General features: G+C 68.9%; 30 protein-coding genes. 12 read left to right on the top strand and 18 right to left on the bottom strand.

The window, feature by feature from the left end; all coding sequences use genetic code 11:
* Positions 1-117: 117 nt before the first annotated feature.
* The 5 genes from yihA to rpmH form a co-directional block, all read right to left on the bottom strand.
* Complete coding sequence (yihA, locus tag FBZ87_RS11860; RefSeq protein ID WP_145610552.1) at positions 118-783, bottom strand: ribosome biogenesis GTP-binding protein YihA/YsxC; 666 nt, start codon at positions 781-783, stop codon at positions 118-120.
* A gap of 211 nt (positions 784-994) precedes the next feature.
* Entirely contained in the window at positions 995-2,722 is a 1,728-nt protein-coding gene (yidC, locus tag FBZ87_RS11855) for a membrane protein insertase YidC (protein ID WP_145610551.1), read from the bottom strand.
* Positions 2,723-2,789: 67 nt separating this feature from the next.
* A complete protein-coding gene (gene yidD, locus FBZ87_RS11850; protein ID WP_145610550.1) occupies positions 2,790-3,101 on the bottom strand; it encodes a membrane protein insertion efficiency factor YidD in 312 nt (103 codons plus the stop codon).
* Positions 3,098-3,544, bottom strand: a complete 447-nt coding sequence (gene rnpA / locus FBZ87_RS11845; RefSeq protein ID WP_145610549.1) for a ribonuclease P protein component — start codon at positions 3,542-3,544, stop codon at positions 3,098-3,100. The genes yidD and rnpA overlap by 4 nt, the downstream gene beginning before the upstream one ends.
* A 9-nt stretch (positions 3,545-3,553) precedes the next feature.
* Positions 3,554-3,688: a 50S ribosomal protein L34 gene (gene rpmH / locus FBZ87_RS11840; RefSeq protein ID WP_044558639.1), complete on the bottom strand. Its 135-nt coding sequence runs from the start codon at positions 3,686-3,688 to the stop codon at positions 3,554-3,556.
* A 210-nt stretch (positions 3,689-3,898) separates the two neighbouring features.
* Between rpmH and FBZ87_RS11835 the strand changes: the two genes are divergently transcribed.
* The 3 genes from FBZ87_RS11835 (at position 3,899) to FBZ87_RS11825 (ending at position 5,844) form a co-directional block, all read left to right on the top strand.
* On the top strand, positions 3,899-4,546 hold the full coding sequence (locus tag FBZ87_RS11835; RefSeq protein ID WP_186454723.1) for a TVP38/TMEM64 family protein: 648 nt from the start codon (positions 3,899-3,901) through the stop codon (positions 4,544-4,546).
* A 71-nt stretch (positions 4,547-4,617) separates the two neighbouring features.
* The gene (locus tag FBZ87_RS11830; RefSeq protein WP_145610547.1) at positions 4,618-5,388 is read left to right on the top strand and encodes a methyltransferase domain-containing protein; all 771 of its coding nucleotides are present in this window, start codon (positions 4,618-4,620) and stop codon (positions 5,386-5,388) included.
* 81 nt (positions 5,389-5,469) lie between these two features.
* Complete coding sequence (locus FBZ87_RS11825; protein WP_145610546.1) at positions 5,470-5,844, top strand: hypothetical protein; 375 nt, start codon at positions 5,470-5,472, stop codon at positions 5,842-5,844.
* Positions 5,845-5,967: 123 nt separating this feature from the next.
* On the opposite strand, the gene FBZ87_RS11820 is transcribed toward FBZ87_RS11825, so the two are convergent.
* The 7 genes from FBZ87_RS11820 to FBZ87_RS11790 form a co-directional block, all read right to left on the bottom strand.
* Positions 5,968-7,110: a cation diffusion facilitator family transporter gene (locus FBZ87_RS11820; protein WP_145610545.1), complete on the bottom strand. Its 1,143-nt coding sequence runs from the start codon at positions 7,108-7,110 to the stop codon at positions 5,968-5,970.
* A gap of 122 nt (positions 7,111-7,232) precedes the next feature.
* The gene (locus tag FBZ87_RS11815) at positions 7,233-8,219 is read right to left on the bottom strand and encodes a response regulator (protein ID WP_145610544.1); all 987 of its coding nucleotides are present in this window, start codon (positions 8,217-8,219) and stop codon (positions 7,233-7,235) included.
* A 318-nt stretch (positions 8,220-8,537) separates the two neighbouring features.
* On the bottom strand, positions 8,538-9,860 hold the full coding sequence (gene deoA, locus FBZ87_RS11810) for a thymidine phosphorylase (RefSeq protein ID WP_145610543.1): 1,323 nt from the start codon (positions 9,858-9,860) through the stop codon (positions 8,538-8,540).
* Between the two features lie 68 nt (positions 9,861-9,928).
* Positions 9,929-10,738 carry a deoxyribose-phosphate aldolase gene (gene deoC, locus FBZ87_RS11805; protein WP_145610542.1) on the bottom strand — a complete coding sequence of 270 codons (810 nt, stop codon included), beginning with the start codon at positions 10,736-10,738 and terminating at the stop codon, positions 9,929-9,931.
* A 12-nt stretch (positions 10,739-10,750) separates the two neighbouring features.
* Positions 10,751-11,215: a cytidine deaminase gene (cdd, locus tag FBZ87_RS11800; RefSeq protein ID WP_145610541.1), complete on the bottom strand. Its 465-nt coding sequence runs from the start codon at positions 11,213-11,215 to the stop codon at positions 10,751-10,753.
* A 212-nt stretch (positions 11,216-11,427) separates the two neighbouring features.
* Entirely contained in the window at positions 11,428-12,267 is an 840-nt protein-coding gene (locus FBZ87_RS11795) for a protein phosphatase CheZ (RefSeq protein WP_145610540.1), read from the bottom strand.
* A 5-nt stretch (positions 12,268-12,272) separates the two neighbouring features.
* On the bottom strand, positions 12,273-12,662 hold the full coding sequence (locus FBZ87_RS11790) for a response regulator (protein WP_004272313.1): 390 nt from the start codon (positions 12,660-12,662) through the stop codon (positions 12,273-12,275).
* A 445-nt stretch (positions 12,663-13,107) separates the two neighbouring features.
* Here FBZ87_RS11790 and FBZ87_RS11785 point away from each other — a divergent pair, with 445 nt between their 5' ends.
* The 4 genes from FBZ87_RS11785 to FBZ87_RS11775 all read left to right on the top strand — a co-directional run bounded on the left by FBZ87_RS11785 (position 13,108) and on the right by FBZ87_RS11775 (position 16,485).
* Positions 13,108-13,569, top strand: a complete 462-nt coding sequence (locus FBZ87_RS11785) for a Csu type fimbrial protein (protein ID WP_145610539.1) — start codon at positions 13,108-13,110, stop codon at positions 13,567-13,569.
* Positions 13,570-13,895: 326 nt separating this feature from the next.
* Positions 13,896-14,372 (top strand): spore coat protein U domain-containing protein, encoded by a 477-nt coding sequence (locus FBZ87_RS29160; protein WP_186454722.1) that lies wholly within the window; start codon positions 13,896-13,898, stop codon positions 14,370-14,372.
* A 195-nt stretch (positions 14,373-14,567) separates the two neighbouring features.
* Positions 14,568-15,455: a motility protein A gene (locus FBZ87_RS11780; RefSeq protein ID WP_246134368.1), complete on the top strand. Its 888-nt coding sequence runs from the start codon at positions 14,568-14,570 to the stop codon at positions 15,453-15,455.
* On the top strand, positions 15,445-16,485 hold the full coding sequence (locus FBZ87_RS11775; RefSeq protein WP_145610538.1) for an OmpA/MotB family protein: 1,041 nt from the start codon (positions 15,445-15,447) through the stop codon (positions 16,483-16,485). Before FBZ87_RS11780 ends, FBZ87_RS11775 begins: the two co-directional genes overlap by 11 nt.
* On the opposite strand, the gene FBZ87_RS11770 is transcribed toward FBZ87_RS11775, so the two are convergent.
* From FBZ87_RS11770 to FBZ87_RS11750, 5 genes are all read right to left on the bottom strand, one after another.
* Entirely contained in the window at positions 16,460-17,050 is a 591-nt protein-coding gene (locus FBZ87_RS11770) for an rRNA large subunit pseudouridine synthase E (RefSeq protein WP_145610537.1), read from the bottom strand. The genes FBZ87_RS11775 and FBZ87_RS11770 overlap by 26 nt on opposite strands.
* A 1-nt stretch (position 17,051) precedes the next feature.
* Positions 17,052-17,906, bottom strand: a complete 855-nt coding sequence (locus FBZ87_RS11765) for a TrmH family RNA methyltransferase (protein WP_145610536.1) — start codon at positions 17,904-17,906, stop codon at positions 17,052-17,054.
* Positions 17,907-17,984: 78 nt separating this feature from the next.
* Positions 17,985-18,836, bottom strand: a complete 852-nt coding sequence (locus FBZ87_RS11760; RefSeq protein ID WP_145610535.1) for a ChbG/HpnK family deacetylase — start codon at positions 18,834-18,836, stop codon at positions 17,985-17,987.
* On the bottom strand, positions 18,833-19,897 hold the full coding sequence (locus FBZ87_RS11755; protein WP_145610534.1) for an alpha/beta hydrolase: 1,065 nt from the start codon (positions 19,895-19,897) through the stop codon (positions 18,833-18,835). The genes FBZ87_RS11760 and FBZ87_RS11755 overlap by 4 nt, the downstream gene beginning before the upstream one ends.
* Entirely contained in the window at positions 19,884-20,891 is a 1,008-nt protein-coding gene (locus FBZ87_RS11750) for an ABC transporter ATP-binding protein (protein ID WP_145610533.1), read from the bottom strand. Before FBZ87_RS11750 ends, FBZ87_RS11755 begins: the two co-directional genes overlap by 14 nt.
* Positions 20,892-21,157: 266 nt before the next feature.
* On the opposite strand from FBZ87_RS11750, the gene FBZ87_RS11745 reads away from it, so the two are divergent.
* From FBZ87_RS11745 to FBZ87_RS11725, 5 genes are all read left to right on the top strand, one after another.
* Positions 21,158-21,343, top strand: a complete 186-nt coding sequence (locus FBZ87_RS11745) for a zinc-finger domain-containing protein (protein WP_040848315.1) — start codon at positions 21,158-21,160, stop codon at positions 21,341-21,343.
* 214 nt (positions 21,344-21,557) lie between these two features.
* On the top strand, positions 21,558-21,896 hold the full coding sequence (locus tag FBZ87_RS11740; RefSeq protein WP_145610532.1) for a hypothetical protein: 339 nt from the start codon (positions 21,558-21,560) through the stop codon (positions 21,894-21,896).
* Positions 21,897-22,084: 188 nt separating this feature from the next.
* Positions 22,085-22,636 (top strand): hypothetical protein, encoded by a 552-nt coding sequence (locus tag FBZ87_RS11735; protein ID WP_145610531.1) that lies wholly within the window; start codon positions 22,085-22,087, stop codon positions 22,634-22,636.
* Positions 22,636-23,175 (top strand): hypothetical protein, encoded by a 540-nt coding sequence (locus tag FBZ87_RS11730; RefSeq protein WP_145610530.1) that lies wholly within the window; start codon positions 22,636-22,638, stop codon positions 23,173-23,175. Before FBZ87_RS11735 ends, FBZ87_RS11730 begins: the two co-directional genes overlap by 1 nt.
* A 5-nt stretch (positions 23,176-23,180) precedes the next feature.
* Positions 23,181-23,699: an MmcB family DNA repair protein gene (locus FBZ87_RS11725; RefSeq protein ID WP_244411051.1), complete on the top strand. Its 519-nt coding sequence runs from the start codon at positions 23,181-23,183 to the stop codon at positions 23,697-23,699.
* Positions 23,700-23,925: 226 nt separating this feature from the next.
* On the opposite strand, the gene acs is transcribed toward FBZ87_RS11725, so the two are convergent.
* Entirely contained in the window at positions 23,926-25,866 is a 1,941-nt protein-coding gene (acs, locus tag FBZ87_RS11720; RefSeq protein ID WP_145610529.1) for an acetate--CoA ligase, read from the bottom strand.
* Between the last annotated feature and the right edge of the window lie 65 nt (positions 25,867-25,931).

Genomic DNA, 25,931 nt, shown 5'->3' with positions numbered 1-25,931 from the left:
TGTCACGGGAATGGAAGGGCGGTTCGTATCTATACCCGACCCGGCCCTGGGGCAATCCCCCGTTACGGCCGGTGCGGCGATGGGGACCAGCATAGCGGTGCCGGCCGTCCGTGCGTGTTACGGATTGGCTAAAGCCGCCAGGCTGGCCCGCAGTTCCGGCACGCCCTGGCCCGTCTCGCTGCTGGTGAACAGCACCTCGGGATGGGCGGCGGGGTGCTTCTTGATCGCGGCCTGGGTGGCGGCGTGCACGTGGTTCAATGCCTGGCGCGTCAGCTTGTCGGTCTTGGTCAGAACCACCTGGTAGACGACGGCGGCATTGTCCAGCATGCCCATGACCTCCATGTCGATGGGCTTGAAGCCGTGGCGGCTGTCGATCAGCAGGCAGCAGCGACGCAGGGTCACCCGCCCCTTCAGATAGGCGCGCACGAACTCGTTCCACGCCTCCACCTTGTCCTTGCTTTCCTTGGCGTAGCCGTAGCCCGGCATGTCCACCAGCGACAGCCGGTCGCCCAGGTCGAAGAAGTTCAGCTGCTGGGTCCGGCCCGGCGTGTGAGAGGTGCGGGCCAGGGTCTTGCGGCCGGTCAGGGCGTTCACCAGGCTGGACTTGCCCACGTTGGACCGGCCGGCGAAGGCCACTTCCGGCAAGCCCTGCGGCGGCAGGTTGTCCTTGGCCGAAGCACCCCACTTGAACTCGCACTCCTTGGCGAACAGCAGGCGTCCCTGCTCCAGCGCCTCGGGCGAGATGGGGGTCAGGGCGGGCAGGGGGGGCAGCTGGATGGCCATGGGCCGTACTCTCTCACGATCTGGAAATGGCGCGGGGGCATGGAACCTTGTCCCATGCCCCCGGCCGTATGAAAACAGGTCTTACATCAACGGTGTGCGGCCACGCCGCATGCCGTTGTAGGACGCAAGTGCGTCCGCCGGAGCGAGTACCGCAGGGCGGAGCGAGGAAGCCAAGGCCGCGGATGCGGCCGCCCGGCGCTTGAGGGCGCCTTTAAGTCGGCTTCACACCCATGCGGCGCATCAGCACGTACTGCTGCGTCACGCTGAACAGGTTGGACCACACATAGTAGATCACCAGGCCGGCGGGCAGGGAGCCCATCATCCAGGTGAAGACCAGGGGCATGGTCATCATCACCTTCTGCTGCGTCGGATCCATGCCCGGGGTGGGCGTCATCTTCTGCAGCAGGAACATGGTGCCGCCCAGCAGGATGGGCCAGACGCCCAGGTGCAGGAAGGCGGGCGGGGCGAAGGGCAGCAGGCCGAACAGGTTGAACAGGCTGGTCGGATCAGGCGCCGACAGGTCATGGATCCAGCCGAAGAAGGGCGCGTGCCGCATCTCGATGGTGACCGACAGCACCTTATACAGCGACCAGAAGATGGGCATCTGGATCAGGACGGGCAGGCAGCCCGTCATGGGGTTGGCGCCCTCTTTCTTGTACAGCGCCATCATCTCGATGGACGCCTTCTGCTTGTCGTCGCCGGCGCGCTTGCGGATGGCCTCCACCTGCGGCTGCAGCTTCTTCATCTTGGCCGCACTGCGGAACTGCTTCTGCGCCAGCGGGAACATCAGCGTGCGCAGGCAGATGGTGAACAGCATGATGCCCAGGCCGAAGTTGCCCAGCAGGCGGCCGAAGAAGTCCAGCGCCAGCGAGAACGGCATGGTCAGGAACCACAGGTGGCCGAAGTCGATGGCCCGGTTGAACAGCGGGATGTGCTGGTCATCCTGGTAGCTGTCCAGCAGCTTCATCTCCTTGGCGCCGGCGAACAGGCGTTCGCTGCTCTCCGTGCTCTGCCCGGCCTCCAGCGTCACCGACGGCTCGGCATAGTCGGTCTGGTACAGGTCGCCCTTTTCCTGATGGGTGACGTGGGCCGTCAGGCTCTTGGCCTGGTCCGGCACCAGGCTGACCAGCCAGTACTTGTCGGTGATGCCCAGCCAGCCGCCCTTGGTGTCGAAGGACTTGGAGGTTTCGCCCGCCACATCCTTGTAGCTGATCTCCTTCAGCGTGCCGTCCATCAGGCCGATGGGGCCCTCGTGCAGCATGTAGGAACCGACCAGCGTCGGGTGGCTGGCCCGCGCGATGCGGGCGTAGGGGTAAAGGGTGACGGCGGCGGCGCCGTTGTTCGTCACCTTCTGGGTGATGCTGAACATGTAATTGGCGTCGACGGCCACCGTGCGCTCGAACGTCAGGCCCTGGCCGTTGTCCCAACGCAGGGTGATGGGATGCTCGGGCGTCAGATCACCCTGGTCGGCGGCCTGCCACTCGGTGGTGGGGCCCGGGACGGCGGCGCCGTTGGCGGTCCAGCCGTATTCGGCGAAGAAGGCGCCGGGGGCGCCGCTGGGCGACAGCAGGGTGACGGCCGGGCTGCTCTTGTCCACCGTCTCGCGGTAGTCCTGCAGGCTGAGGTCGTCGAAGCGGCCGCCGCGCAGGTTCAGGCTGCCGGCCAGGCGGGGGGTGCGGATGGTGATGCGCTGCCCTTCGCCCAGCACCGTGGCGCGGTCGCGCAGGGCGTCGGCCACACCGCCGGAGGCGACGGCGCCGGGCGCGCCCGTGGGGGCGGCCCCGGGGGCTGGTGGGGCGGCCAGGGCTTGCGCCGCTTCCTGCCTGGCTTTCGCCTCCTGCAGGGCGCGCTGGCGCGGCGCCTCATAGAAGAAGTGGAAGCCCAGCAGGATGGCGGCCGACAGGCCGATGGTGATGAACAGGTTCTTCTGATCGCTCATGTATTCACTTCCCACACGACCCGGGCCGGCCACGGCGGCAACTCTGGAAACAAACGGCGGCAGGACCCTAACGGGCCGCGCGTCCCCCGTCCATATGGCAGCATTGAATGTCAGGCGAATGACGCCGGAAATGCGATGATTTGGGCGGCATATGGTCCGCTGGCGGCACCGGATCCAGTCCCCCGTCACTCCAGGGATGGCAGCGGGCGATGCGCCGCACCGCCAGCCAGCCGCCCTTCAGCCCGCCGTGCACCGCCAACGCCTCCAGCGCGTAGGCCGAACAGCTGGGCTCGAACCGGCAGCGTGGGCCCAGCAGGGGCGCCAGCAACAGCCGGTAGAGATGGATGGGCAAGCGCAGGAGCCGGGCCAGGGGGCTCATGACGCCGCCGGGCCGGCGTCCGGCGAGGCTGGCTGGCCTGCGGACACGGCGAAAGCCCGGGCGCCCTCGGTCCAGGCGCCCAGCTTTTTCAAGGCCAGGGTCAGGTCAGCCAACAGGTCGGCGTAGCGCCGGGTCACGGTTTCGCTGCGCGCGATGACGACGAAATCGGTGTTGGGCTTGCCATGAAGGGCCAGCACGGCACGGACGGCGGCGCGGAGGCGTCGCCGGGCGCGGTTGCGCTTGACGGCGTTGCCGACCTTCTTGCTGGCGGTGAAGCCCACGCGCACCAAAACGTCGCCGGCGGCTGGCCGCTGGCGATCGTCGTGGGCACGGGCTTGCAAAATCAGGCCGGGGGTTGCCCATTTACGGCGCGCCCCGGCAACGGCCAGAAACTCCGACCGTTTCAAGAGGCGCCCCACCACGGCTATGCGCCGGGGCGCCATCTCCCTGCCTTAGGCGGAGAGACGCTTGCGGCCCTGGGCGCGACGGCGGGCCAGCACCTTGCGACCGCCGGGGGTCGCCATGCGGGCGCGGAAGCCATGGCGGCGGGCACGCACGAGCTTGCTCGGCTGGAACGTACGCTTCACGACTGATACTCCGGATATAAAACTGGAAAATGGAAGGGCGTTGTATAGTGGCGGCCCGGCGCAGAGTCAATGCGCCTGTTCCACGTCGAAAGGATGGCCGCATTGCCTGTGGAGAGGGCGTCCGAGGATTATGAAAGCTCTGGCGCCGACCGTCCAGCCCGCCCGCTGGTGTCTTGGACAGGGCGGCTGGCGCCCCTTGGCCTTTTGCTGGTGGGGCTTATTGTGGTGTTGGCGGCCGGCGGGCACCACTGGTTGACGGTGGAGGCTCTGACCGGGCGCTTGGGCGATCTCTCCGCCCTGGTCGCCGGCCATCCCGCCTGGGCCGCGGCGGCGGTGTTCGGCGTGGCGTTGGGGGTGGCGGCCTTGTCCCTGCCGGCGGCCACGGTGGTGAGCCTGGCGGCGGGCTACGCCTTCGGCGCCGGCCTGGGTGCGCTGCTCTCCGTGGCGGGCGGCACCCTTGGCGGCACCTTGGTCTTCCTGGCCCTGCGCCGGGCCGGCGTGGGTGGGGTGGCGGGGCGGCTTCCTGGCTGGCTGCGGCCGGTTGCGGACCGGCCCTGGGCCGTCATCCTGGTGCTGCGCCTGCTGCCGATCATGCCGTTTTCCGCCATCAACGTGCTGGCGGCGGCGATTCGCATGCCAGTCCCCATCTTCATCATCGGCACCGGCCTGGGCGCCTACCCCCCGCAATTCCTCTATGCCTTGCTGGGCGCGCGGCTGCCGGCGCTGCTGGCGGCGGGGGAGCGGCCGGGCCTGGGGCTGGTGCTGCGGCCCGACGTGGGCGGCCCCCTGGTCCTGCTGGTGCTGCTGGCCCTGGTGCCGGTGGCGATTCGCCATTGGCGGCGGGGGGCTGAGTCGTGATCCGGTGAGTCGCGTTTCGGCGATTAAGCCCCACTTATAAGAGAGGCACCAAGAAGAAGGAGGAACCGCCGATGGCCTGGGATCCCGCGCAATATGGATTGTTCGAGGCGGCGCGTGCCCGCCCGGGGCATGACCTCATCGCGGCCTTGCCGCCGTGCAAGCCCGCCACCGTGGTGGATTTGGGCTGCGGTGCGGGCAAGCTGACCATGGCGCTGGCCAACCGCTGGTCGGCGGCGGAGGTGGCGGGCATCGACAGCTCATCCGCCATGCTGGGCCGCGCCGCGCTGCTGGACGCCCGTGTCGCCTGGGAACTGGGCGACATCCGCCACTGGAACCCCAAGGCGCCGGTGGATGTGCTGTTTTCCAACGCCGCCCTGCAGTGGGTGGAGGGGCACGGGACCCTGTTTCCCCGGCTGCTCAGGGGTGTCGCGCCCGGCGGGGTGATGGCGGTGCAGATGCCGCGCAACTTCGCCTCCCCCTCCCACACCCTGCTGCGCCAGGTGGCGGAGGATGGGCCTTGGGCGGCGGCGCTGGCGGGCAAGCTGCGCGAGGCGCCGGTGCACGACCCCGCCCAGTATTACGACTGGCTGGCCCCCATCGCCGCCCACGTGGATGTGTGGGAGACAGAGTACCTGCACGTTCTCGATGGCCCCGACCCCGTCCTGGAATGGACCAAGGCCACCGCCATGCTGCCGGTGCTGGAAACGCTGCAGGGGGCGGAACTGGCGGATTTCACGGAGCGCTACCGCGCCGCCCTGGCCGCCGCCTACCCGCGCCGCGCCGACGGCCGCACCCTGTTCCCCTTCCGCCGGCTGTTCATCGTGGCCACCCGGGCTTCCTGAATTTAACGGGCTGAAATTGACGGGAAACGGCGATGGGCGGAAAATAGCGCATCCATTTCCTTTCTTCCCGCAAGAGGCCCCATGACCGTCCTTGAGGTCGCCGTCTACGCCCTGGTTCTGACCGGCGGCAAGACCCAATTCTTCTGCGAGCAGAAGGGTGCGGCGGCGGCCCCGGTGGCGGCCTCGGTGGTGGTGGAATGCACCAACGGCCTGTCGGCGACGGAGGAAAAGGGCCTCATCCACTACGACAACGGCGTGGTGGTCTCCCGCCAGCCCGATGGCAACCTGTCCTTCTCCAACGGCATCACCGCCCATTGGGGGGCCGGCAGCTGGGTGCAGTTCAGCAACGGCGTCAGCATGCGGCGCGTGGCCGGCGGCAACTTCCGATCCTCCACCGGTATGCTGTGCGAGGCTGGCGGCACGACCAAGGCGTCGTGCCATAAGAATGAGGATTAGTTTTTCCGTTGCCTCAGGCGTCGGCGGGCCGTCCTGCCCTTGGCTGTCCTCGGTTTCCGGTCCGCTTCGCTTCCCGGAAGCCTGCGGCGGACGCAGTCGCGTCCTGGGTCGTTGCGCTGCCGCTTACACCACGCTGTCCGGGGCCAGCGCGCAGGGTTCGCCGTGGCCGGTTTCCACCTGGACGGTGGCGTGGTTGATGCGGAAACGGGTTTTCAGCTCGCGGCAGACTTGCGCCAGCAACTGGTCGCCGTCGCGATTGTCGGGGCGCACCAGGTGGGCGGTCAGGGCCGTGTCGGTGGTGCTGAGCGCCCAGACGTGCAGGTCGTGCACCTCCGCCACGCCGGGCAGGGCCGTCAGGTAGGCGCGCACGGCGGCAAGGTCCACCCCTGCCGGCACGGCGTCAAGGGCCAGGTTCAGCGATTCGCGCAGCAGCGACCAGGTACCCAGCACGATGACCACGCTGATGACCAGGCTGATGACCGGGTCCAGCCAATTCCATCCCGTCCACAGGATCAGGGCGCCGGCGATGACCACGCCCAGCGTGACCAGGGCGTCCGACGCCAGGTGCAGGAAGGCGCCGCGCAGGTTCAGGTCATGCTCCGACCCGCGCATGAACAGCAGGGCCGTGCCGCCGTTGACCAGGATGCCGCCGGCCGCGACCCACATCATGATGGTGGGGGCGGCGGGCTCGGGTTCGGTGAAACGGCGCACGGCTTCCCAGGCGATGCCCCCGGTGACCAGCAGCAGGGCCACCGCGTTGGCCAGCGCCGCCAGGATGGAGCTGCCGCCCAGCCCATAGGTGTAGCGGCTGGACGGCCGGCGCCGCGCCAGGATCACCGCCACCCAGCTGGCGGCCAGCCCCAGCACGTCGGACAGATTGTGGCCGGCGTCGGCCAGCAGGGCCAGCGAGTTGCTGACGAAGCCATAGAATGCCTCCGCCCCGACATAGGCCAGGTTCAGGGCGATGCCGATGGCGAAGGCCGTGCCGGCATCGGCCGGGGCGGCGTGGTGGTGGCCGCCCAGCCCATGGCTGTGGCCATGGTGGTCGTGACCGTGGCCGTCGTGGTCATGACCATGGTCATGACCGTCATGGTTGTCATGGTCATGGCCGTGATGATCATGCCCGCCGGGGCCGTGGTCGTGGTGGTCGTGCCCATGGTCATGCCCCGTGCAGCCGTGGTCATGCCCGTGTTCATGTCCGCCATGTTCATGGTCATGGCCTTGCGCCGGGGCGGACTTGGGATGGTCGTGGTCGTGCGGGGCCATGGGTTCGGGGACGGCTCGGGGATGGGGGCGGGCGGCAACCATAGCGTGGGTGGGCCCAGGGGCGCCACCGGCTTGGGTCCCGGCGGGCTTATGCCGCAGGGGTTCCGGGGGCCGCAGGGCGGCTACGCGCCGGCGCCACCGACGGAGGCCGCCGCCTCGGTGGTCTTGGCCAGGGTCAGCTGGTCCAGCCGGGTGCGATAACCGACGACGGCGGCCAGCACCTCGTTCATGCGCTTTTCCGGATCGTCCACCCGGCTGGTCAGCCCCATCAGGGCGTGGGCCTCGCGGCGCAGCGCCTCCACCTCGTCGGCGGGCAGGGCGCCGCGCGTCTTCAGGATGCCCAGCAGGTTTTCCATGCGGCGGATGTGGGTGGTGGCCTCCAGGCGCAGATCCCCCGGGGGCAGGCGCCGCTCCAGGTCTTCCAGCACATGGGCCGCCCGCAGGGCGTGGTCCACGCCGCGCTTTTCCGGCGGGTGTACCGACAGGCCGGGCAGGGCGAATTCCACCAGGAAGGCCACCTGGAAGCCGTGGCGGATGACCTTTTCCGAATCGATGACCTGGGCGGCGTGGGCCGTCAGCTCATGGATGTTCACGCGGTCGAACTCCCCCGTGCACTTCAGGCGCAGGGGGTTGGGCACGTCGATCAGCTGCACCACCTGTCCCTCGCGGGGGCTGCGGCGGCGGTCCGGCCCGATATAGTCGCTGGTGACGACGAACTTCTTGCGGTTCTCGATCAGGTTGACCAGCCGATCCTGCACCTGCTTGGGCGAATAGGGCTTCACCAGGATGTCGTCCGCGCCGGAACCGGCGAAGCGGATCATCATCTGCTGGGTGGGGTTCCAGGTCATGACGATGGCGCCCACGAAGGGATTCAGCGTCGTCAGGCCGTGGCGGATGGCGTGGATCCAGCGCAGGGCGGCTCCCTCAGCCTGGTCGGCATCCAGGATGACCAGGTCTATGGTGGCCGGGCTGCCGGCGGCGTCGGTCAGGTTGGCGTGTTCCGTCACCTTGTCCATGCCCATGCGGGCCAGCATGGCGCGCAGGATGCGCCGGGTGTTCAGGTCGGCATCAACCAGCAGGGTCTGGATCTTGCTGAGATCGGTGGCCATGGGAGCGGCGGACTTCAAGGCGGCGAGGGCCGGCGGGCCGGCGTCTCAGGGGACCAGGGGGCGAGTCGCGGGTGGCCATTCCGACAGCCCAACGACGCGGGCGAATCATGGCCGTTTACCGTCAAGAATGCAATAAATGCGAGAACAGGCGGCCGGATCCGAAAGGATGCCCCCGATAGTGGCGTCAAGCCGCCAAGACCCGCTGGTATTCCTCGTCGGCGAGTTCTGAAATCAGGGGACGGTCACGCCCCCTGATACATGGGTGCCACGGGGCGGCGGCCGCTTTAGCCAATGATGGCCGGGGCATCGGTCAGGCGATCAGCCGGGGATGCGTTCCGTCACCGTGGGGCCGCGCGTGGCCGGTCCGGCGCCCAGGGTGAAGGCCTGGCGCAAAGCCGCGACGGCGGCATCGGCGTCCGCCTCGGTGGCGGCGTGCACGCGCGCCAGCGGACGGCCGGCGGGATCGACCTGATCGCCCAGGCCGGCGATGCCCGTGAAGCCGACGCGATGGTCCACGCCGTCCTGCGGCCGGGTGCGGCCGCCGCCCAGGGCCACCACGGCGATGCCGACGGCGCGGGTGTCCACGGCGGTGACGATGCCCGCTTCCGCCGCATGGATGTCGCGCACCACCGGTGCCGCCGCCAGGTAGGTGTCCGACCGTTCCAGGAAATCGGACGGGCCTCCAAGGGCGGTCACCATGCGGCTGAAGCGGTCGGCGGCGCTGCCGTCGACCAGGGCCCGGTCCACCTTGGCCCGCGCCTCCGGCAGGTCGGCGGCCAGACCGCCCAGCAGCACCAGCTCGGCCGTCAGCTCCCGCGTCACGTCCCACAGGCGGGCCTCCGGCGCTTCACCCTTCAGGATGGCCACGCACTCCGCCACCTCCACCGCATTGCCGGCGGTGGTGCCCAGCACCTCATTCATGTCGGTCAGCAGCGACACGGTGGGCAGGCCGGCGCCGCGCGCCACGGTGGCGATGCTGCGGGCCAGGGCCTGGGCGTCATCGTACTGGGCCATGAAGGCGCCGCTGCCGAACTTCACGTCCATGACCAGGCCGTCCAGCCCGGCGGCCAGCTTCTTGGACAGGATGCTGGCGGTGATGAGGTCAATGCTTTCCACCGTCGCGGTCACGTCGCGGATGGAATAGAGGCGGCGGTCGGCCGGCGCCAAGTCGGACGTGGCGCCGATGACGGCGCAGCCGACCTCGCGCACCACCTGGCGCAGCCTCTCCAGGTCCGGCTGCACGACATAGCCGGGGATGCTTTCCATCTTGTCGAAGGTGCCGCCGGTGTGGCCCAGGCCCCGGCCGGACAGCATGGGCACGAAGCCGCCGCAAGCCGCCACCAGCGGCGCCAGCAGCAGGCTGACCTTGTCGCCCACGCCGCCGGTGGAATGCTTGTCCAGGATGGGGCCCGGCAGGTTCTGCGACCGCCATTCCATCACCGTGCCGGACTGGGTCATGGCGCGGGTCAGGGCCACGCGCTCCTCCATTTCCAGCCCCTGGAAATAGACGGCCATGGCGAAGGCGGCGGCCTGGCCCTCGGTGACGCGGCCGTCGGTCAGGCCGCGTACGAAGTCGGTGATGTCCGCAGCGGCCAGGCGGCCGCCGTCACGCTTCTGGCGGATGATTTCTTGGGGAAGCATGGAATGGTCCGTTCGCATATGGGGGCGTCCGCCGGAGGGGCGGCGCGGGAAGGGTCGATGAAAGGGGTTCAATACCCGCTGGTGGTCGCCGACCGGCCGTCGCCCTGGCCCAGGGCTGCCAGCAGGGCGTCCAGCAGGCCCGAGGCGCCGAAGCGGAAGGTGGCGGGGCTGACCCAGCCGGGGCCGCAGATCTTGTCGGCCAGCGCCAGATAGTCCCGCGCCCCATCCAGGTCGCGGATGCCGCCGGAGGCCTTGAAGCCCACGGGCCGGCGAGGATTGCCGTCGTCGTCCGGCTTCAGGCTGTCGCGGCAGGCCTCCAGCATGATGCGGGCGGCCCCCAGGGTGGCGCCGATCTGCACCTTGCCGGTGGAGGTCTTCAGGAAATCGGCGCCGTTGCGCACGGCGATCTCCACCGCCCTTTCGATGAAGACGGGCTTGGCCAGGCTGCCGGTTTCCAGGATGACTTTCATGACGGCATCGCCCGCCGCCTCGCGCGTGGCGGCCAGCACCTCATCCGGCTGGGTGCTGTTGGGGTAGTGCATGATGCTGTGATAGGGGATGACCACGTCGATCTCGTCGGCGCCGTCGGCCAAGGCGGCCAGCGTCTGCTCCGCCACCTTTTCCGGTGACAGGCTGCCGCCGGGGAAGTTCACCACCGTGGCGATGCGCACGCCGGTGCCGGCCAGCCGCGCGCGCGCCTGGGGGACGAAGCTGGGCCACAGGCAGACGGCGGCTACGCGGCCCGCCGGGCTGACGGCCCGGGCGCACAGCGCGTCGGTCGTGGCCTCGTCCTCTTCCTCGTTCAGGCTCGTCAGGTCCAGCAGCGGCAGGGCGCGGCGGGCCAGGGCCTGTCCTTCTGGCGACTGGGGATCGGTCATGGCGCTACCAGATTAGAAACTGAGGTTGTCCGGCCCGAAGGAGAAGGGCAGCAGCTGGTCCATGGTGAAGGTGGCGCGCACCCCCTCCGGCCCGGCCACATGGATCAGGGTGTCGGGGGTGGAGAATTCGCGCAGGCGCTGGCGGCAGCCGCCGCAGGGCGTGCACAGGCCCGACGTGTCGGCGGACGGGTCGGCCGGCGCGCCGATGACCACGATTTCGGCAATGCGCTTCTTTCCACCCGCCACCATGGCGCCGATGGCGCTGGCCTCCGCGCACTGGCCCTGGGGATAGGCCGCGTTTTCCACGTTGCCGCCGGCGAAGACGGCGCCGTCCGGCGTGCGCAGTGCCGCCCCCACCAGGAAACGGGAATAGGGGGCGTGGGCATGGCCGCGCGCGGCAGCGGCGGCGGCGAACAGCTCGGGCACGGCAGCAGTGGGGGCCGGGGTGGGGGCCGGGGCGGGCGGGGTGGCGGTCATGGCCGTCGGCGTCTCCTGATCCGGGGGCGGAAGGCGGGATAGGGCGGTACCAGCAGAGTGGCATGGGGACACCGCCATAACCTGACCAAATGGTCAAGTCGCAGGGTGTGCCCGAGGCGATGAAATCGCAAGGCCCGAAAATGCGAAAGCGGCCTTTGAAGGACCGCTTTCACCACTTTCAGGCGCTGGCGTGCCGCCCGGCGGCGACAGGCTCAATCGAACAGGGCGTCGATGTCCGATTGGCTGCTGGGACCGGCGGGCTTGGCCGGCTTGGGCGCCTCGCCACCGGCGGCGTTGAACAGGGCGTCGATGTTGTCCTGGCTGACGTCCGTCAGGGCCGGGCCATTCAGCAGGTGGGCGTCCGGGCGGGTGTCGCCGGGCTTGGTGGACATCATCGGGTCGCCGTTGCCTTCCACCCCCCAGATGCCGATCATCGCCGCCACGCGATGCTCGATATAGCGCAGCGTGTTCACCACCTTGGTGGTGCGCTGGCCAGTGATGTCCTGGAAGCTGCAGGCCAGCAGGATGGACATGACGTGGTTTTCGATATCGGTGGCGATTTCGATCACGTCGATGTGGCCGGTGCGGGCCAGACGTTCGGTGGTGGCCTGGATGGCCTCCGCGGCGGACAGGATGTCGCTGGTCGCCCGTTCCGTGGCGGTGACGATGGCGTCCAGTTCCGAGGTGGCGGCCAGGATGCGGCTGTTGGCCGAATCCTTGGGCACCATCTGGGCGATTTCCTGCTTGGTCTGCTCGATATGCGAGGACAGCTGCCGCAATTCCTGCCGCATCATGTGCATATGCGGATGCTGGCCGGCGATGGCGATGCTGCCGTCGCTCAGCTGATGGCTCATGGACTGCAGCTTGCCGACCTCGGCCCGCAGCATGCCCAGCAAATCCCCGCTGGTGGACGCGCCCACGTTCCGCATGTGGGCGTCGCGCTTTTCCAGAAAGGCGCGGGTCCGCGGATCGTTCAGCAGCTCGGCCTCAATGGCCGTGTAATCGGCGGCCGTGATGGCCGCCGTTTCAACCACACCCGTCTTCTGGCCCATGCGGGTTACTCCAGCGTGCCGAGGACGCTCTCGATCTTCTTTTTCAGCGTTTCGGCGTTGAACGGCTTCACGATGTAGTTGTTGACGCCGGCTTCCTTGGCGGCAACGACGTTCTCGGTCTTCGATTCGGCGGTGACCATGATGAAGGGCGTGCTCTTCAGGCGGACGTCCGCGCGCACTTCCTTCAGAAGCTGCAGGCCGGTCATGGGCTCCATGTTCCAGTCGGAAATGACCAGGCCGACGTTGGAACCGCGCAGCTTGCCCAGGGCCTCCGCGCCATCGGCGGCCTCTTCGATCTGGGTGAAGCCGATCTGGGTCAGCAGGTTGCGCACGATGCGGCGCATGGTGGCGTAGTCGTCGACAACGAGGACGGGGGTGGCAGAGGCCTTGGCCATAGGAACATGTCTCCGGAGGGTACTTGGCGATGCGGTGGGCGAACCCACCGGGGTGTTTACGAGCGTGATATCCCGCGGGACCCTAGCACGAGTCTTGGTTCTCGCCCATCACCCACCCGTATGGGGAGCGTCGAAAGAAGAAGTGCCGCCATCGGCGGGCGAGGCTCAGGCGGGCGATATAGGGGTTGTTGCGTAATGCAATGCACAAATAAAAGACCCTATCCCAAGGGTGCGATGCGGTAAGCAACTGATGGCGGCGGAAAGGGCCTATGCAAAAAGGCCTATGACCGTCATTGGTCAGGTATTTTCCAATAATACATTGAATTCATTGAGTTTTAGTGACGGTGCGGTGTCGGCCCCGTTCCGCTGGCACGGCGGGTGCTTATAACCAGGCATGAACCAACCGGGCCGCTGAAGCCCCCACCGAACCGATAGGAACCTCATCATGATCCGCATCGCCGCCGCCGCCGCTGTTGTCGCCCTGTTCGCCGCCGCCCCCGCTTTCGCCGCCGCCGGCGCGTCGGGCACCATCCAGCTGAACAGCTCCGTCGCCCAGACCTGCACCGTGGCCGTCACCGATGCCGGTGCCACCCTGAACATCCTGTCGGGCTCCAGCAACGTCGCCGTCGGCAGCGTGGTCGAGAACTGCAACGACGGCGCCGGCTACACCATCACGGTTGCCTCTTCCAACAACGGCACGCTGAAGTCGTCCGCCACCGGTGCCAGCGCCATCAGCTACACCACCACCTACGACGGCACCAACGGCTCCGGCGCCAGCTTCGCCGTCACCCGCTCCAGCGCCCAGTTCAACAAGACCTCCAACGTCTCCGTGACCGTGCCCGCCAATGCCCAGGCCATCGCCGGCAGCTATGCCGACACCCTGACCATCACCATCGCCGGCAAGTAAGCCGCCAGCGACGGTCACCTCAGACCAAGGTTCGGAAGAGGGCGCCCCACGCCGGGGCGCCCTTTCGCGTGTCCGCCATCTGGCGGACTGCAAATCCTAATGCATTGATTCAGCTGAATTCCTAACCTTTCGCATGGTGCATGGCGCAACGGTGTACCGGTGTGCCCTGGCCCGCCTTCGTGGCGATAAGTCAGATAAATCAATGCTGTCAATTGGTTAACGGATTAATGCCGTCCCGGCCCCGGTTCTGGCACCGCGATTGCTGTTACATCTCACATCAAAGCAATCGGGCAACAAGCCCAGCCGAACCGATAGGACCCTTCGTCATGATCCGCTTCGCCGCCTCCCTGATCGCCGCCACCACCGTCGCCGCGGTCTCCCTGGCCGCCGCCCCCGCCCTCGCCGCCACGGCCGCCGCCTCCGGCACCATCCAGCTGAACAGCACCGTCGCCCAGACCTGCTCCGTCGCCGTCACCGACGCCGGCACCCAGCTGAATATCCTCACCGGCTCCAACGCCGTCACCGTCGGCAGCGTCGTCGAGACCTGCAACGACGGCGCCGGCTACCAGATCAGCGTCTCCTCCGCCAACGGCGGCACCCTGAAGTCCTCCGCCACCGGCGCCCAGCCCATCAGCTACACCCCCATCTACGACGGCCAGTCCAGCGGCAGCAGCGTCAACGTCGTCCGCTCCTCCGCCCAGTTCAACAAGACCGCCACCGTCGCCGTCACCGTCCCCGCCAACGCCCAGGCCATCGCCGGCAGCTACACCGACACCCTCACTATCACCATCCAGGGCCGCTGATCCCGCCCCAACAACCACACCGGTTCGGCTGACCATACGGCCCCGCCTGGATCTCCCGGGCGGGGCCGTTGCCGTTTTGCCGCCTAAATCCTTGATCTTCTGAGCGGGGTGTTTTCGCCGGAGCCACTCGGTTAATGTGTGGCTAGCACCGCCGGGGCAGGCGGCACCTATACCGTTGTTATTAGGGGCAAGGGCGTGACTGTGAATGAACGCGGCGCGCGCCCGGTGCGCAGCGCACCGGCCGCCAGGCCCGGGTCTGGCAATCGCGGGCCCGGCAATCGGGGACCCGCCAAGGGGGGCGTCACCTCCCGCTTCATCGGCACGACGCTGGCGGGTGTGCTGGCCACTGTCGCCCTGCTGGGGTTCGTCGTCTCCGCCGGCGGCAACTGGCATTTCTACTACAATCCCGAGGGCCTGCTGATCGTGCTGGGCGGCGTCGTCTGCGTGGCGCTGCTGGCCTTCCGCGGGGATGAGATCCGCGCCGCCCTGGGCGCCCTGGTCGGCATCGTGCGCGACCGCGACAGCATCCGCGCCGATGTTGCCGAACTGATGGAGGTCGCCCGCCACCTGCATGAGAAGCGCATCCAGGCGGCCGACGAACGGGCCCAGCGCGTGGCCCACCCCTTCCTGCGGCTGGGCCTGCAGATGGTGGTGGACGCCCAGCCTTTGGAAGACCTGCTGCAGGTCATGAACTGGCGCATCCAGAAACAGATGGAGTTGGAGGCCGGGCAGTCGCGATTCTTCCGCACCCTGGCCACCTTCTCCCCCGCCTTCGGCCTGCTGGGCACGCTGGCCGGCATGGTCGGCATGCTGAAGCACCTGGGCGAGGGCGATATCGGCCTGATCGGGGGCAGCATGGCGGTGGCCATGCTGGCCACCCTCTATGGTCTGGTGCTGGCCAACCTGGTGTTCAAGCCCATCGCCATCAAGCTGGAACAGCGCACCGGCCGCCGGGTCGCCCTGATGAACGTGCTGCTGGAGGGAGTGGTGCTGACCCACCTCGGCCGCTCCCCCACCATCATCCAGGACAGCCTGGACCATTACCTGCGCGACGCGCGGGAGGAGGACTGGGGTGGCGCCTAGTGACCAGTCCGGTGGCGGGGCCGGCGGTGGCGGCGATCCCCCTCCGCCGCCCAAGCCCCGGCACACCGCCCGCGTCTATGCCTCCGGCCTTCCCGTACCGCCGCCGGTGATGCCGGGCACCGCCACCGTGCCGCCGCCGGTTCCGGCCAAGCCCGCCGGCCGCCCGGGCGGGCATGTCCGAGGCCATGCCCGCGGCGGCCGCCCAACCCAGCACCGCACCGTCCCTGGCCGCATGCCCGGCGAACCGGCGGAGGAGTCGGAGGAGTGGGTCATCAGCTACATGGACATGGTCACGCTGCTGATGATCGTGTTCCTGGGCATGGTGGCCATCCTGGGCATCAACGGCCGGCTGAAGCTGAAGTCCGACAACAATCAGCCGGGCGCCGGCCGCGTGGCCGTCTCGGCCAATCCGGTGGGCGCCCCCGCCCGCGACATGGCGAAGAACCCGACGGCGGCGTCCATGTCCAGCCCCACCTTACCGCAGGTACCTCCCTACCCGCCGCAGCGCCCGCCCCAGGATGCCCTGCCCCCCGATACGTTACCTGGGGCTGGCCCGGCGGAGGAACCGACGGAGGAGGCCAAGCGCCTGGCCCAGGATCTGGAGGCGCAGGACCTGCCGCCCGATGTGCAGGTCACGCCCCGGGGCAAGGGCCTGTCCATCGAGATCAAGGACCGGGTGCTGTTCGCCTCCGGCCGCGCCGACCTGGGTGACGAGGGGCAGCAGATCCTGTCGCGCCTGGTGCCGGTTCTGCAATCGCTGAAGGGTATGGTGACGGTGGAAGGCCACACCGACAGCAACGCCATCAGTACCGCCCGTTTCCCCAGCAACTGGGAACTGTCGGCCGCCCGCGCCGCCGCGGTGGTGCGCATGCTGATCAGCGACGGCGTGCCGGCCAACCGCCTGCGAGCGGTGGGCTATGCCGACACCCGGCCGCATGTGTCGCCCCCGGGGGCCAATACCGACCCGAACGCGCCGGACCATGACCGCGCCGCCGACCGGCGCGTCACCTTGATCGTCGAGACGCCCTGACCGGCGCGGCCTTCGGTGCCGCCGGGAATGGCGCGTCGCGCCACGCGCCGGGCGCCAGGTCGTCCAGCGTCCAATCGCCCACGGACCAGCGCACCAGGCGCAAGGTGGGGAAACCCACCGCGGCCGTCATGCGCCGGACCTGGCGGTTGCGCCCCTCCCTCAAGGTCAGTTCGATCCAGCTGGTGGGAATGGCGGCGCGGTAGCGGATGGGCGGGTCGCGGGGCCACAGGGCGGCCGGTTCCTCCATTAGCCGCGCGCCTGCGGGCAGGGTGGGGCCATCCTTCAGCATGACGCCCCGACGCAGGGCCGCCAGCGCCGCCTCGTCCGGCACGCCCTCGACCTGCGCCCAATAGGTCTTGGCCAGCTTGTGCTTGGGGTCGGCGATGCGGTGGATGAAGGGGCCGTCGTCGCTCAGGACCAGCAGGCCCTCGCTGTCCCGGTCCAGCCGACCTGCCGGATAGACGCCCGGTACGTCGACGTAGTCCTTCACCGTTGCCCGGCCGCTGTCATCGCTGAACTGCGACAGCACGTCATAGGGTTTGTTGAACAGGATCAGCCGGGGCATATCAGCCCCGCCGGGTCCCGGGGGGCGCCGCCCCAGGGGTCGCCAGGGCGTGCACCAGGATGGCGGCGGTGGCCGAGACGTTCAGCGACTGCACCTGGCCGCTGCCCCGCAGGGTCACCAGCTGGTGGCAGGCCTGCAGCGTGGTGGCGGGCAGGCCCACCTCCTCGTTGCCCAGGATCAGGGCGGCGGGCTTGGCGTTCGGCGCCGACAGTGCGGCGGCCGGGTCGGGATGGTCGCCCAGCGCGGTGCCGACGATGCGGTAATGGGCGCGCAGGTGGCGCAGGCTCTGGGCGAAGCGCGGCAGCTGGTGGAGCGTCACATACTCGAACCCGCCCTCGGCCACGCGGTAAGCGGCCTCGGAGGGTAGGGCCTGCTCGGCGTGGTCGGACAGCACCAGGCGGTTGATGCCGAAGAAGGCACAGGTGCGGACGATGGCGCCCAGGTTGTGCGGGTTGCCCACGCCGTCCAGGATCATCAGCGGCTCGCCCGCCGCCGCCCATCGCGCCGCCTCGTCGATATCCAGGGGCAGGACGGGGCGGGGAGCGGCCACGGCCACCACGCCGCCATGCAGGGGCGTGCCCGCCACCTTCTCCATCTCCTCCGCCGGCAGCAGGCGATAGACCTTGCGCGCCTGCGCCAGGCCGGCGCAGTAGGCGCCCACCTTTTCCTTCATGCGGTCATCGAAGAACAGCCGCTCCACCCGGCCGGGGTCGCGCGCGAACAGGGCGGCCACCGCCGGCAGGCCCAGGATGCGGAAGGTCTTGCGCCGGGTGTTCTCGCCCACCGCGCCTTCGGCGGGGACGGGCTTGCTGGGGGCGGCCTTGGACGGCCCTTTGGCGCTGCGGGGGTCCGGCATCCCTGGTCCTCGATCGCGAATGGCTGTGATGGGGCCGCATGAAGCGCGCGGGGCTTTGTGGGGTCAACCCGTTTTGTGTCAACCCAGCAGGCGGCCCAGCCGCACACCGGTCCGGTCCAGCAGCGCTGCGAAGGCGTCGCCCGACAGATAGGCCTGTTCCACTTGCCGGCTGGCCACCACCGGGTCCAGCCCGGCCAGCACCTCATCCGGCAGGGCCGGGTGCACCATGACCAGGGCCCGGTCTTGGGCGGGTGCGAGGAACCTGGCCATCAGCCCCGGGAAATCGCGGCCGGGGCCGAAGTCATAGACGCCGCGAAAGCCCCTGTTGGTGGGGATGCCGCGCCTGGCGGCGGCGGCGCGCAGGCCCCGCGCCAGGCTGGCGATGATCAGGGCCTTCACGCTGTCCACCCCGCGCGCCAGCACGGCGGCCACCGGTTCGGAACAATCGCGGACATAGACGCCGCCGCGGGGGTAGCGGCGGGCCACGGCGTCCAGCACCAGGCCGCGCACGCCCGGCAGCAGGTGCACATGCTGGTGCCCATCGACATGCGAGGGCGGGCGGCCGGCATGGGCCTCGAACAGGTCCAGCTGGCGCCCGATCTCCGCCTTCAGGTCGGCTTGGGATGCAGCGTCCATCAGCCGGCCGGTCAGGGACCGCATCATCAGGTCGCCCACGCTGCCGAAGCGACCACTGGGTGCCAGGGCCGGGCAGGGGCCGGCCGGTTCCTGGTCCGTCAGGGTCAGGTGCAGGCCGATGTCCGCCCGGTCCGCCACCTCCGCCAGCCAGGGCGCGTGCTGCGGCCAAAAGGGCGTGGCGGTCATGCAGCTGGTGCCCGACAGGCGCCCCTGGCGGATCAGGGCCAGGATGCCCTGTGAAACACCGGGGGACAAACCGTAGTCGTCGGCGTTCAGAACAATGGTCGCGGTCATGGCGTGCGCCCCTCGGCCAGCAGCGTGGGGATTTCCGGGTTGGTGTCCATGCCGCTGGGCAGGGGGGCGGCCGGGTCGGTGACCCAGGCCAGGATGTCCTGCCAGACGATCTGGGCGTGCAGGTCGCGCAGCATCATATGCCAGGCCGTGGGGTAGAAGGCGATGCGCGGGCCGCCCTGGCTGGTGTCCGGCAGCCGGGCCAGGGCCTTGCACATGGGCTCGCGCGGGATCAGCTCCTCATGCTGGCCGTACATCACCAGCGACGTCACCTTGAAGCGCGGGGCGGCATCCATGGCGGCATCCATCAGGTCGGTCAGGCCCTCCAGCGCGTCCACGCGGGTGGCCTTCACCACCAGGGGGTCGCGGCCCAGGGCGATCAGCATGGGGATGTTGTCCGACGCCTGCACATGGATCAGGCCGCGCGGCGGCGTCAGGCTCAGCCAGGGCACGGTCCAGTTGGCGATGGCCAGGGCCCAGCGCTGGTAAAAGGGCATGGTGCCGCGCGACCACACGGCCGGCGCGGTCAGGATGACGCCCTTGAAGCCCGCCGGCAGGGCGTGCCCCGCCAGGCCTGTCATCAGCACGGCCCCGCCCATGCTTTCCCCCGTCAGGAACAGCGGCGTGTCGGGATAGCGGTCGTGCAGGGCGGCGGCGGCGTCCCACATGTCGCGCACCATGACGTCGCTGCCAGCCCATACGCCGGGGTGGGGGTTGCGGCCGAAGCCCCGCTGGTCATAGGCGTAGGTCGCCACGCCATGCTCCGCCCACCAGCGGCCGGGGGCGTCATAAGAGTTGGCGTAGTCATTGAAGCCGTGCAGGGCCAGGATGACGGCGCGCGGCGGACCCTCCGCGGGCAGCCAGGACTGCGTGGGCAGGACGGCGCCGTCGCGCGCGGTGATCCCCGCCGTCGTCAGCTGAGGGGTGACGACCACCGGCGGCCCGGCCACCCGGGCGGTGGGGGCGCAGGCCGTGACGGACAGGCCAAGTGCTACCGCCGCCAGCCAGCGGGGGCGCCAGCGCGGTGCGGTGGGGGAAAGGGCGTTTTCCTCAGCCTGCGCCATTGCCGGCGGCGGGCGCGCGGGTCAGCTGCAGGAAGATGTCCTCCAGGTCCGATTCCTTGGTGCTGAGGTCCACGATGGTCAGGCCGGCGGCGGCGATGGCGTTCAGCACCTCCCCCACCTTCACGCGGCTGGGCGGGTACTGCACCGTCAGCTGGCGGCCTTTCAATGTGACCTCAAAGCCGGCCAGCGTGCCGGGCACCTCGGTCAGATCCTGGTCCACCACCGCCACCAGATCCTTGCGGTCCAGGGTGCGCAGCAGGCGGTCGGTGCTGTCGCACGCCACCACTTGGCCGTGGTTGACGATGGCGATGCTGTCGCACAGCTCCTGCGCCTCTTCCAGGTAATGGGTGGTCAGCACCACGGTGGTGCCGGCGCGGTTCAGCTCGCGCACATGGGCCCACAGCGACTGGCGCAGTTCCACGTCCACACCGGCCGTCGGCTCGTCCAGCACCAGCACCGGCGGGGTGTGCACCATGGCCTTGGCCACCATCAGGCGGCGGCGCATGCCGCCCGACAGGGTGCGGGCGTAGGCGTTGGCCTTGTCCTTTAGGCCCACCGCTTCCAGCAGGCGGTCGGTCTGCCGCTCGCGCTTGGGCACGCCGTACAGGCCAGCCTGCAGGTCCAGCAGCTCACGCGGGGTGAAGAAGGGGTCCATGTTCAGTTCCTGGGGCACCACGCCGATGGCGGCGCGGGCGGCCCGCGGATCCTGGTCGATGTCGATGCCCCAGATCTTGGCGGTGCCGCCACTCTTGGTCACCAGGCCCGCCAGGATGTTGATCATGGTGGACTTGCCGGCGCCATTAGGGCCCAGCAGGCCATAGACCGAGCCGCGAGGGATGGCCAGGTCGATTCCTTTCAGCGCCAGCTTGGCCGGGGCCTTGCCGGAGGCCTTGTAGGTCTTGGTGAGCCCCCGCAGCTCGATCGCCAGCTCGGGCGGGCTGCCGCCGGAGGCGGACGGGGCGGGATGGGTGTCGGGCGCGCGCGTGTCGGGCATGGGGGTCGGGACGGTCCATGATGACGGGGCCGGGAAACATGCGGGCCCGAAAAAGGGGAAAGCCCGGGAAAGCCGGGGCCAAAAAGGCGTACACCCCCGCCTTGACCACGGTCAACCACGGCCGTCACACCCCCACCAAGGAGGTCCGCCCAAGGGGGAACCGGGCGCCGCGCCTCACGCTTGATCCGGCGGCGCGCTTGGCTATGATCCGGCGTCGGCGGGACGTTCGTCCCGCCCTGGACCTTTATTATGGAGCGCCGCAGGCCATGCAGCCGATTGAGACGATCTATGTCGACACCCCGTCCGTCGGGTGCGATGGCGGGGGCGGCGCCCTGGGCCATCCGCTAGTTTATCTGACCATGGAAAAGGAAGGCAAGATCGACTGCCCCTATTGCGGCCGCCATTTCGTCCTGTCCGAGGCCGGCAAGGCCCACGCCGGCCACGGCCACTAAGCCGGCCGCCACCGGTCGGGCCGCCACCCGGTCAGGCCGACCGGCCCGGTTTCCACGCGCCAGGGCGCCGGCCCTGTCCGGCCGCCTGGCGCGGGGACCTATTCTTCCGCATCGATAGCGGGCCACGACTCGCCACGTTATACCAGGGCAAGTAGGTTCTCTGGCTCCGCACCTCAATTCTTGGGGCCTGAACCATTCCTTGTCATGGCAAGCGATGGCCCCCGTCCCACCCCCGTCCAAAGCCGCCCCCCCTTCTGGCACCCCGGCCCGGCTGCCACTGGCCAAGCTGCCCTTCGTTGGGCTGCGCCGCGACGGCGCCCTGGGCTATTGGGTCATGCCGACGGACAGTGACGTCGCCGTCGGCCCGGCCGCCGTGGGCCTGGGCCGCACCTATGCCGCCTGGTTCCTGCTGTATGCCGAGATCAACGGCCGTGACGCGGCGCGCACACTGCTTGATACGATCGAGCGGGAGATGCCCTCACGCTATCCCGCCGTGGACCGCGCCTTCCTGAGGGAGATCGCGGGGCGGGGATTCTCACAAAGCGCTGCGTGAGGTAATACTATAATCTCCCGCCTAGGTTGCTTTTGGCCTAGTCGACCTGTATCGTTACCGATGATAACCATTTGTGAACGGCCGGCCTCTTATGCTCGGCGGATCGGCTTGGCGGTGCCATCGACAATTTGTGGAAAATTGTCGGCAATGCTAGGCTCTATGGGAACGCCGAAAGGATCGCCGCGGTCGTGCTTGAGGAATTCAGCATCAGCCTGTTCGTGATCGCGCTGCTCGGCGCGGTCGGCATGGTGGCCATGGTGCTGTTCCGCCAGACCCTGCTCTACGCTACCCGCAACGCGGTGGCGGAACTTGAGGGCAAGGTGGCCAGGACGCGCACCGCCTTGGATCAGGCGGTGAAGGCGCACGACCAGAACCTGGCCCGGGGCCGCGACCTGGCGGAGGAGCGGCGCATGATCCAGAACCAGTTGGCGGAAGCGCAGCGCCGGCTGATCGCCGCCCAGGCCGATAATTTCGAACTGATCCATGAGGTGGGTGAGCCGGGCACCGGCCGCCGTCTGTACGCCGGCAGCCTGGCCCTGGGCCCGACGCTGACCATCAATCAGACGGCCACCACCCACAGCCATCTGCGCGGCTGTCCCCACGTGGTGGAGGTGTGGGCCGAGAACCAGGCGGAGGCCATGCGCCTGGCCCGCCAAGCCTTTCCCGAGTTGGCGGGCTTCATCCTGTCCAGCATGCTGCCGGCGCCGGATGGTGCCGCCCAGCAGGCGGTGGCCTCCTGATGTCGGCAGCCCTTCTCGCCAATATCGGCCTCATCATCCTGCTGCTCTATTCCCTGATCCAGTTCGCGTTGACGGCGCGCAACATCGAGGATGATCGCCGCGTGCGGGAACGCCGCTTGGGTCGGCTTGAGGAGGAGTTGGGCCACGCCACCGCCGCCGCCAACGAGGCCAAGGCCACGGCCGAGGGCAGCGCCCGCGAGGTCGCCGGCTTGGAGGAGGCGGTCGCCGCCCTGCGCGCCACCCGCGCCGAGGCGGATGCCAAGCTGCGGGAACTGCAGTCCGCCCCCCGCCGCCGCTTGATCGTGCCGGACAAGGCGGTGCTGGTCCACGGCCGGCTGTGGGAGGTGACGGTGGTTCCGGCCGCGAACAGCGTCGCGGCCAATACCGATGGCGTGGACGCCGCCGGCATGATCGAGGGGGCGCAGGTCTATTTGTTCGGCGCCACCACCGATCGTGACGCCCGCTTCCGCGCCGAGCAGCGCTTTCCCACCAGCCTGGGCTATCGTGTCCAGAAGGTGGAGCGTTTCAAGCGGGGCTGAATCCCATGTCCGTGCCGTCCGACCCCTCGTCGCCCGGCGATGAAGGCGACTTCGTCATTCCCGCCACCGTGCCGCCCTTCTTCGGCCGGCCGGGCATGGAACGCGCCCTGCTGTTGGCGCGCGGCGTGCGCCGCATGCTGGTCCACCACGGTATGCGCTCGATGCTGGAGGTGCCGCTGGCCAACAACCGCCGCGCCGACATCCTGGCCTTGGCCGGTGATGGCACGGTCACCATCATCGAGATCAAAAGCTCCGTCGCCGATTTTCGCGCCGACCATAAATGGGGCGACTATCTGGAATTCTGCGACCGGTTCTACTTCGCCGTGGGCGAGGACTTCCCCCAGGAGCTGATCCCCGAGGAATGCGGGCTGATCGTGGCCGATGGCTACGGCGCCGAAATCCTGCGCCAGGGGCCCGAGGTCAAGCTGAACGCCGCCCGGCGCAAGACCTTGCTGCTACGCGTCGCCATGCAGGCCTTCCAGCGCCTGCACCAGGTGGAAGACCCCCGGCCGACGGCGCTTTGATGCCGTCCCTCAGACGCCGGGCGCCCGCATCCGCGGGCTGGGCTCGTCCTCGAATTTCAGCTCGAATTTCAGTCCGCTGACGCTCCTCGAAATCTCCGGCGGCCGCAGTCGCGGCCGACAGCGGCATGAGGCAAGGCCTCACGCCGCTGCAAGGGGTGGCTTTCCAAGCGTAAAAAAGCCGGCCAGGTCGCCCCGGCCGGCCTTTCCCTCATCATGATTCCGCGCTTCAGCCCCGGTTCATGCGGCTATCCACCAGGTCGGTGACCACGGTGGGGTCGGCCAGGGTGGAGGTGTCGCCCAGCGCCTCGTGCTCGTTGGCGGCGATCTTGCGCAGGATGCGGCGCATGATCTTGCCGGAGCGGGTCTTGGGCAGGCCCGGCGCCCACTGGATCAGGTCGGGCGTGGCGATGGGCCCGATCTCTTTGCGCACCCAGGCCACCAGTTCCTTGCGCAACTCCTCCGACGGGCTTTCCCCGGCGTTCAGGGTGACGTAGGCGTAGATGCCCTGGCCTTTGATGTCGTGCGGATAGCCCACCACGGCGGCCTCGGCCACCTTGGGATGGGCGACCAGGGCGCTTTCCACCTCGGCCGTGCCCAGGCGGTGGCCGGAAACGTTGATGACGTCGTCCACGCGGCCGGTGATCCAGTAATAGCCATCCTCGTCCCGGCGGCAGCCGTCGCCGGTGAAATACTTGCCGGCGAAGGTGGAGAAGTAGGTCTGCTTGAAGCGCTCGTGGTCGCCGAACACGGTGCGCATCTGGCCGGGCCAGCTGTCGGCGATGCAGAGGTTGCCCTCGGTCGCCCCTTCCAGCAGGTGGCCCTCGTTATCGACGATGACCGGCTTCACCCCGAAGAAGGGCAGGGTGGCCGAGCCCGGCTTCGTGGCGGTGGCACCGGGCAGCGGGGTGATCAGGATGCCGCCGGTTTCCGTCTGCCACCAGGTGTCGACGATGGGGCAGCGCTCATCACCCACCACGGAGTGGTACCACAGCCAGGCCTCGGGGTTGATGGGTTCACCCACCGAGCCCAGCAGGCGCAGGCTCTTGCGGCTGTGGCGCTTCACCGGCCCTTCGCCCTCGCGCATCAATGCCCGGATGGCGGTGGGGGCGGTGTAGAAGATGTTGACCTTGTGCTTGTCGATGACCTGCCAGAACCGGCCGCTGTCCGGGTAATTGGGCACGCCTTCGAACATCAGGGTGACGGCGCCGTTGGCCAGGGGCCCGTACAGGATGTAGCTGTGACCCGTGACCCAGCCCACGTCCGCCGTGCACCAGTAGACGTCGCCCTCGTGGTAATCGAAGACGTACTGGTGCGTCATGCTGGCGTAGACCAGGTAGCCGCCGGTGGTGTGCAGCACGCCCTTGGGCTTGCCGGTGGAACCGGAGGTGTAAAGGATGAACAGCGGGTCTTCCGCGTTCATCGGCTCCGGCGGGCAATCGGGAGAGGCGGCTGCGAGGGCCTCGTGGTACCAGATGTCCCGGCCCTCGACCCAGTTCACCGCGCCGCCGGTGCGGCGCACGACGATGACGGTGTCCACGCCGGGGCAAGCCTTCAGCGCCTGGTCGGCGTTGACTTTCAGGCCCACCTTGCGGCCACCGCGCAGGCCCTCGTCCGCGGTGATGACCACGGTGCTGCCGCAGTCCTGCACCCGGTCTTTCAAGCTGTCGGGGGAGAAGCCGCCGAACACCACGGAATGAACGGCGCCGATGCGGGCGCAGGCCAGCATGGCGTAGGCCGCCTCCGGGATCATGGGCAGGTAGATGGTGACCCGGTCGCCCTTCTTGACGCCGCGCGCCTTCAGCACGTTGGCCAGGCGGGTGACGTTGTCGTACAGCTCGGAATAGGTGATGTGCTTGTGCTCGGACGGGCTGTCGCCTTCCCACAGGATGGCGGTCTGGTCGGCGCGCGCGGGCAGGTGGCGATCCACGCAGTTCGCGCAGGCGTTCAGCACCCCGTCCTCATACCAGCGGATGGAGATGTCGCCGGTGAAGCTGGTGTTCTTCACCTTGGTGTAGGGCTTGATCCAGTCCAGCCGGCGGCCATGCTCGCCCCAGAATCCGTCCGGATCGCTGATCGAGCGGTCGTACATCTGCTGATACTTGGTCGCGTCGACCCAGGCGTCTGCCGCCACCGCGTCGGGAACGGGGAACAGGGTGTTGTTGCTCATGGGACCTTGGTTTCCTTCCCTGATGTGTTGTCGCCGGCCGGGGCCTGCTGAGGCCGCCACCCGTG

Source organism: Nitrospirillum amazonense, assembly GCF_007828035.1.
GTDB classification, from domain to species: domain Bacteria; phylum Pseudomonadota; class Alphaproteobacteria; order Azospirillales; family Azospirillaceae; genus Nitrospirillum; species Nitrospirillum amazonense.
This window is presented reverse-complemented; position numbering and strand designations above follow the sequence as displayed.

Excerpts from the sequence above, each read along its gene's own strand:
- yidC (WP_145610551.1), bottom strand. The coding sequence starts at position 2,722 with ATGAGCGATCAGAAGAACCTGTTCATCACCATCGGCCTGTCGGCCGCC.
- FBZ87_RS11825 (WP_145610546.1), top strand. The coding sequence starts at position 5,470 with ATGACCGTCCTTGAGGTCGCCGTCTACGCCCTGGTTCTGACCGGCGGC.
- FBZ87_RS11820 (WP_145610545.1), bottom strand. The coding sequence starts at position 7,110 with ATGGCCCCGCACGACCACGACCATCCCAAGTCCGCCCCGGCGCAAGGC.
- FBZ87_RS11725 (WP_244411051.1), top strand. The coding sequence starts at position 23,181 with ATGTCCGTGCCGTCCGACCCCTCGTCGCCCGGCGATGAAGGCGACTTC.
- yidD (WP_145610550.1), bottom strand. The coding sequence starts at position 3,101 with ATGAGCCCCCTGGCCCGGCTCCTGCGCTTGCCCATCCATCTCTACCGG.
- FBZ87_RS11755 (WP_145610534.1), bottom strand. The coding sequence starts at position 19,897 with ATGGCGCAGGCTGAGGAAAACGCCCTTTCCCCCACCGCACCGCGCTGG.
- FBZ87_RS11785 (WP_145610539.1), top strand. The coding sequence starts at position 13,108 with ATGATCCGCATCGCCGCCGCCGCCGCTGTTGTCGCCCTGTTCGCCGCC.
- FBZ87_RS11745 (WP_040848315.1), top strand. The coding sequence starts at position 21,158 with ATGCAGCCGATTGAGACGATCTATGTCGACACCCCGTCCGTCGGGTGC.
- FBZ87_RS11750 (WP_145610533.1), bottom strand. The coding sequence starts at position 20,891 with ATGCCCGACACGCGCGCGCCCGACACCCATCCCGCCCCGTCCGCCTCC.
- FBZ87_RS11765 (WP_145610536.1), bottom strand. The coding sequence starts at position 17,906 with ATGCCGGACCCCCGCAGCGCCAAAGGGCCGTCCAAGGCCGCCCCCAGC.
- FBZ87_RS11760 (WP_145610535.1), bottom strand. The coding sequence starts at position 18,836 with ATGACCGCGACCATTGTTCTGAACGCCGACGACTACGGTTTGTCCCCC.
- FBZ87_RS11730 (WP_145610530.1), top strand. The coding sequence starts at position 22,636 with ATGTCGGCAGCCCTTCTCGCCAATATCGGCCTCATCATCCTGCTGCTC.
- FBZ87_RS29160 (WP_186454722.1), top strand. The coding sequence starts at position 13,896 with ATGATCCGCTTCGCCGCCTCCCTGATCGCCGCCACCACCGTCGCCGCG.
- FBZ87_RS11740 (WP_145610532.1), top strand. The coding sequence starts at position 21,558 with ATGGCCCCCGTCCCACCCCCGTCCAAAGCCGCCCCCCCTTCTGGCACC.
- rnpA (WP_145610549.1), bottom strand. The coding sequence starts at position 3,544 with ATGGCGCCCCGGCGCATAGCCGTGGTGGGGCGCCTCTTGAAACGGTCG.
- FBZ87_RS11830 (WP_145610547.1), top strand. The coding sequence starts at position 4,618 with ATGGCCTGGGATCCCGCGCAATATGGATTGTTCGAGGCGGCGCGTGCC.
- deoC (WP_145610542.1), bottom strand. The coding sequence starts at position 10,738 with ATGACCGATCCCCAGTCGCCAGAAGGACAGGCCCTGGCCCGCCGCGCC.
- deoA (WP_145610543.1), bottom strand. The coding sequence starts at position 9,860 with ATGCTTCCCCAAGAAATCATCCGCCAGAAGCGTGACGGCGGCCGCCTG.
- cdd (WP_145610541.1), bottom strand. The coding sequence starts at position 11,215 with ATGACCGCCACCCCGCCCGCCCCGGCCCCCACCCCGGCCCCCACTGCT.
- FBZ87_RS11815 (WP_145610544.1), bottom strand. The coding sequence starts at position 8,219 with ATGGCCACCGATCTCAGCAAGATCCAGACCCTGCTGGTTGATGCCGAC.
- FBZ87_RS11770 (WP_145610537.1), bottom strand. The coding sequence starts at position 17,050 with ATGCCCCGGCTGATCCTGTTCAACAAACCCTATGACGTGCTGTCGCAG.
- yihA (WP_145610552.1), bottom strand. The coding sequence starts at position 783 with ATGGCCATCCAGCTGCCCCCCCTGCCCGCCCTGACCCCCATCTCGCCC.
- acs (WP_145610529.1), bottom strand. The coding sequence starts at position 25,866 with ATGAGCAACAACACCCTGTTCCCCGTTCCCGACGCGGTGGCGGCAGAC.
- FBZ87_RS11790 (WP_004272313.1), bottom strand. The coding sequence starts at position 12,662 with ATGGCCAAGGCCTCTGCCACCCCCGTCCTCGTTGTCGACGACTACGCC.
- FBZ87_RS11795 (WP_145610540.1), bottom strand. The coding sequence starts at position 12,267 with ATGGGCCAGAAGACGGGTGTGGTTGAAACGGCGGCCATCACGGCCGCC.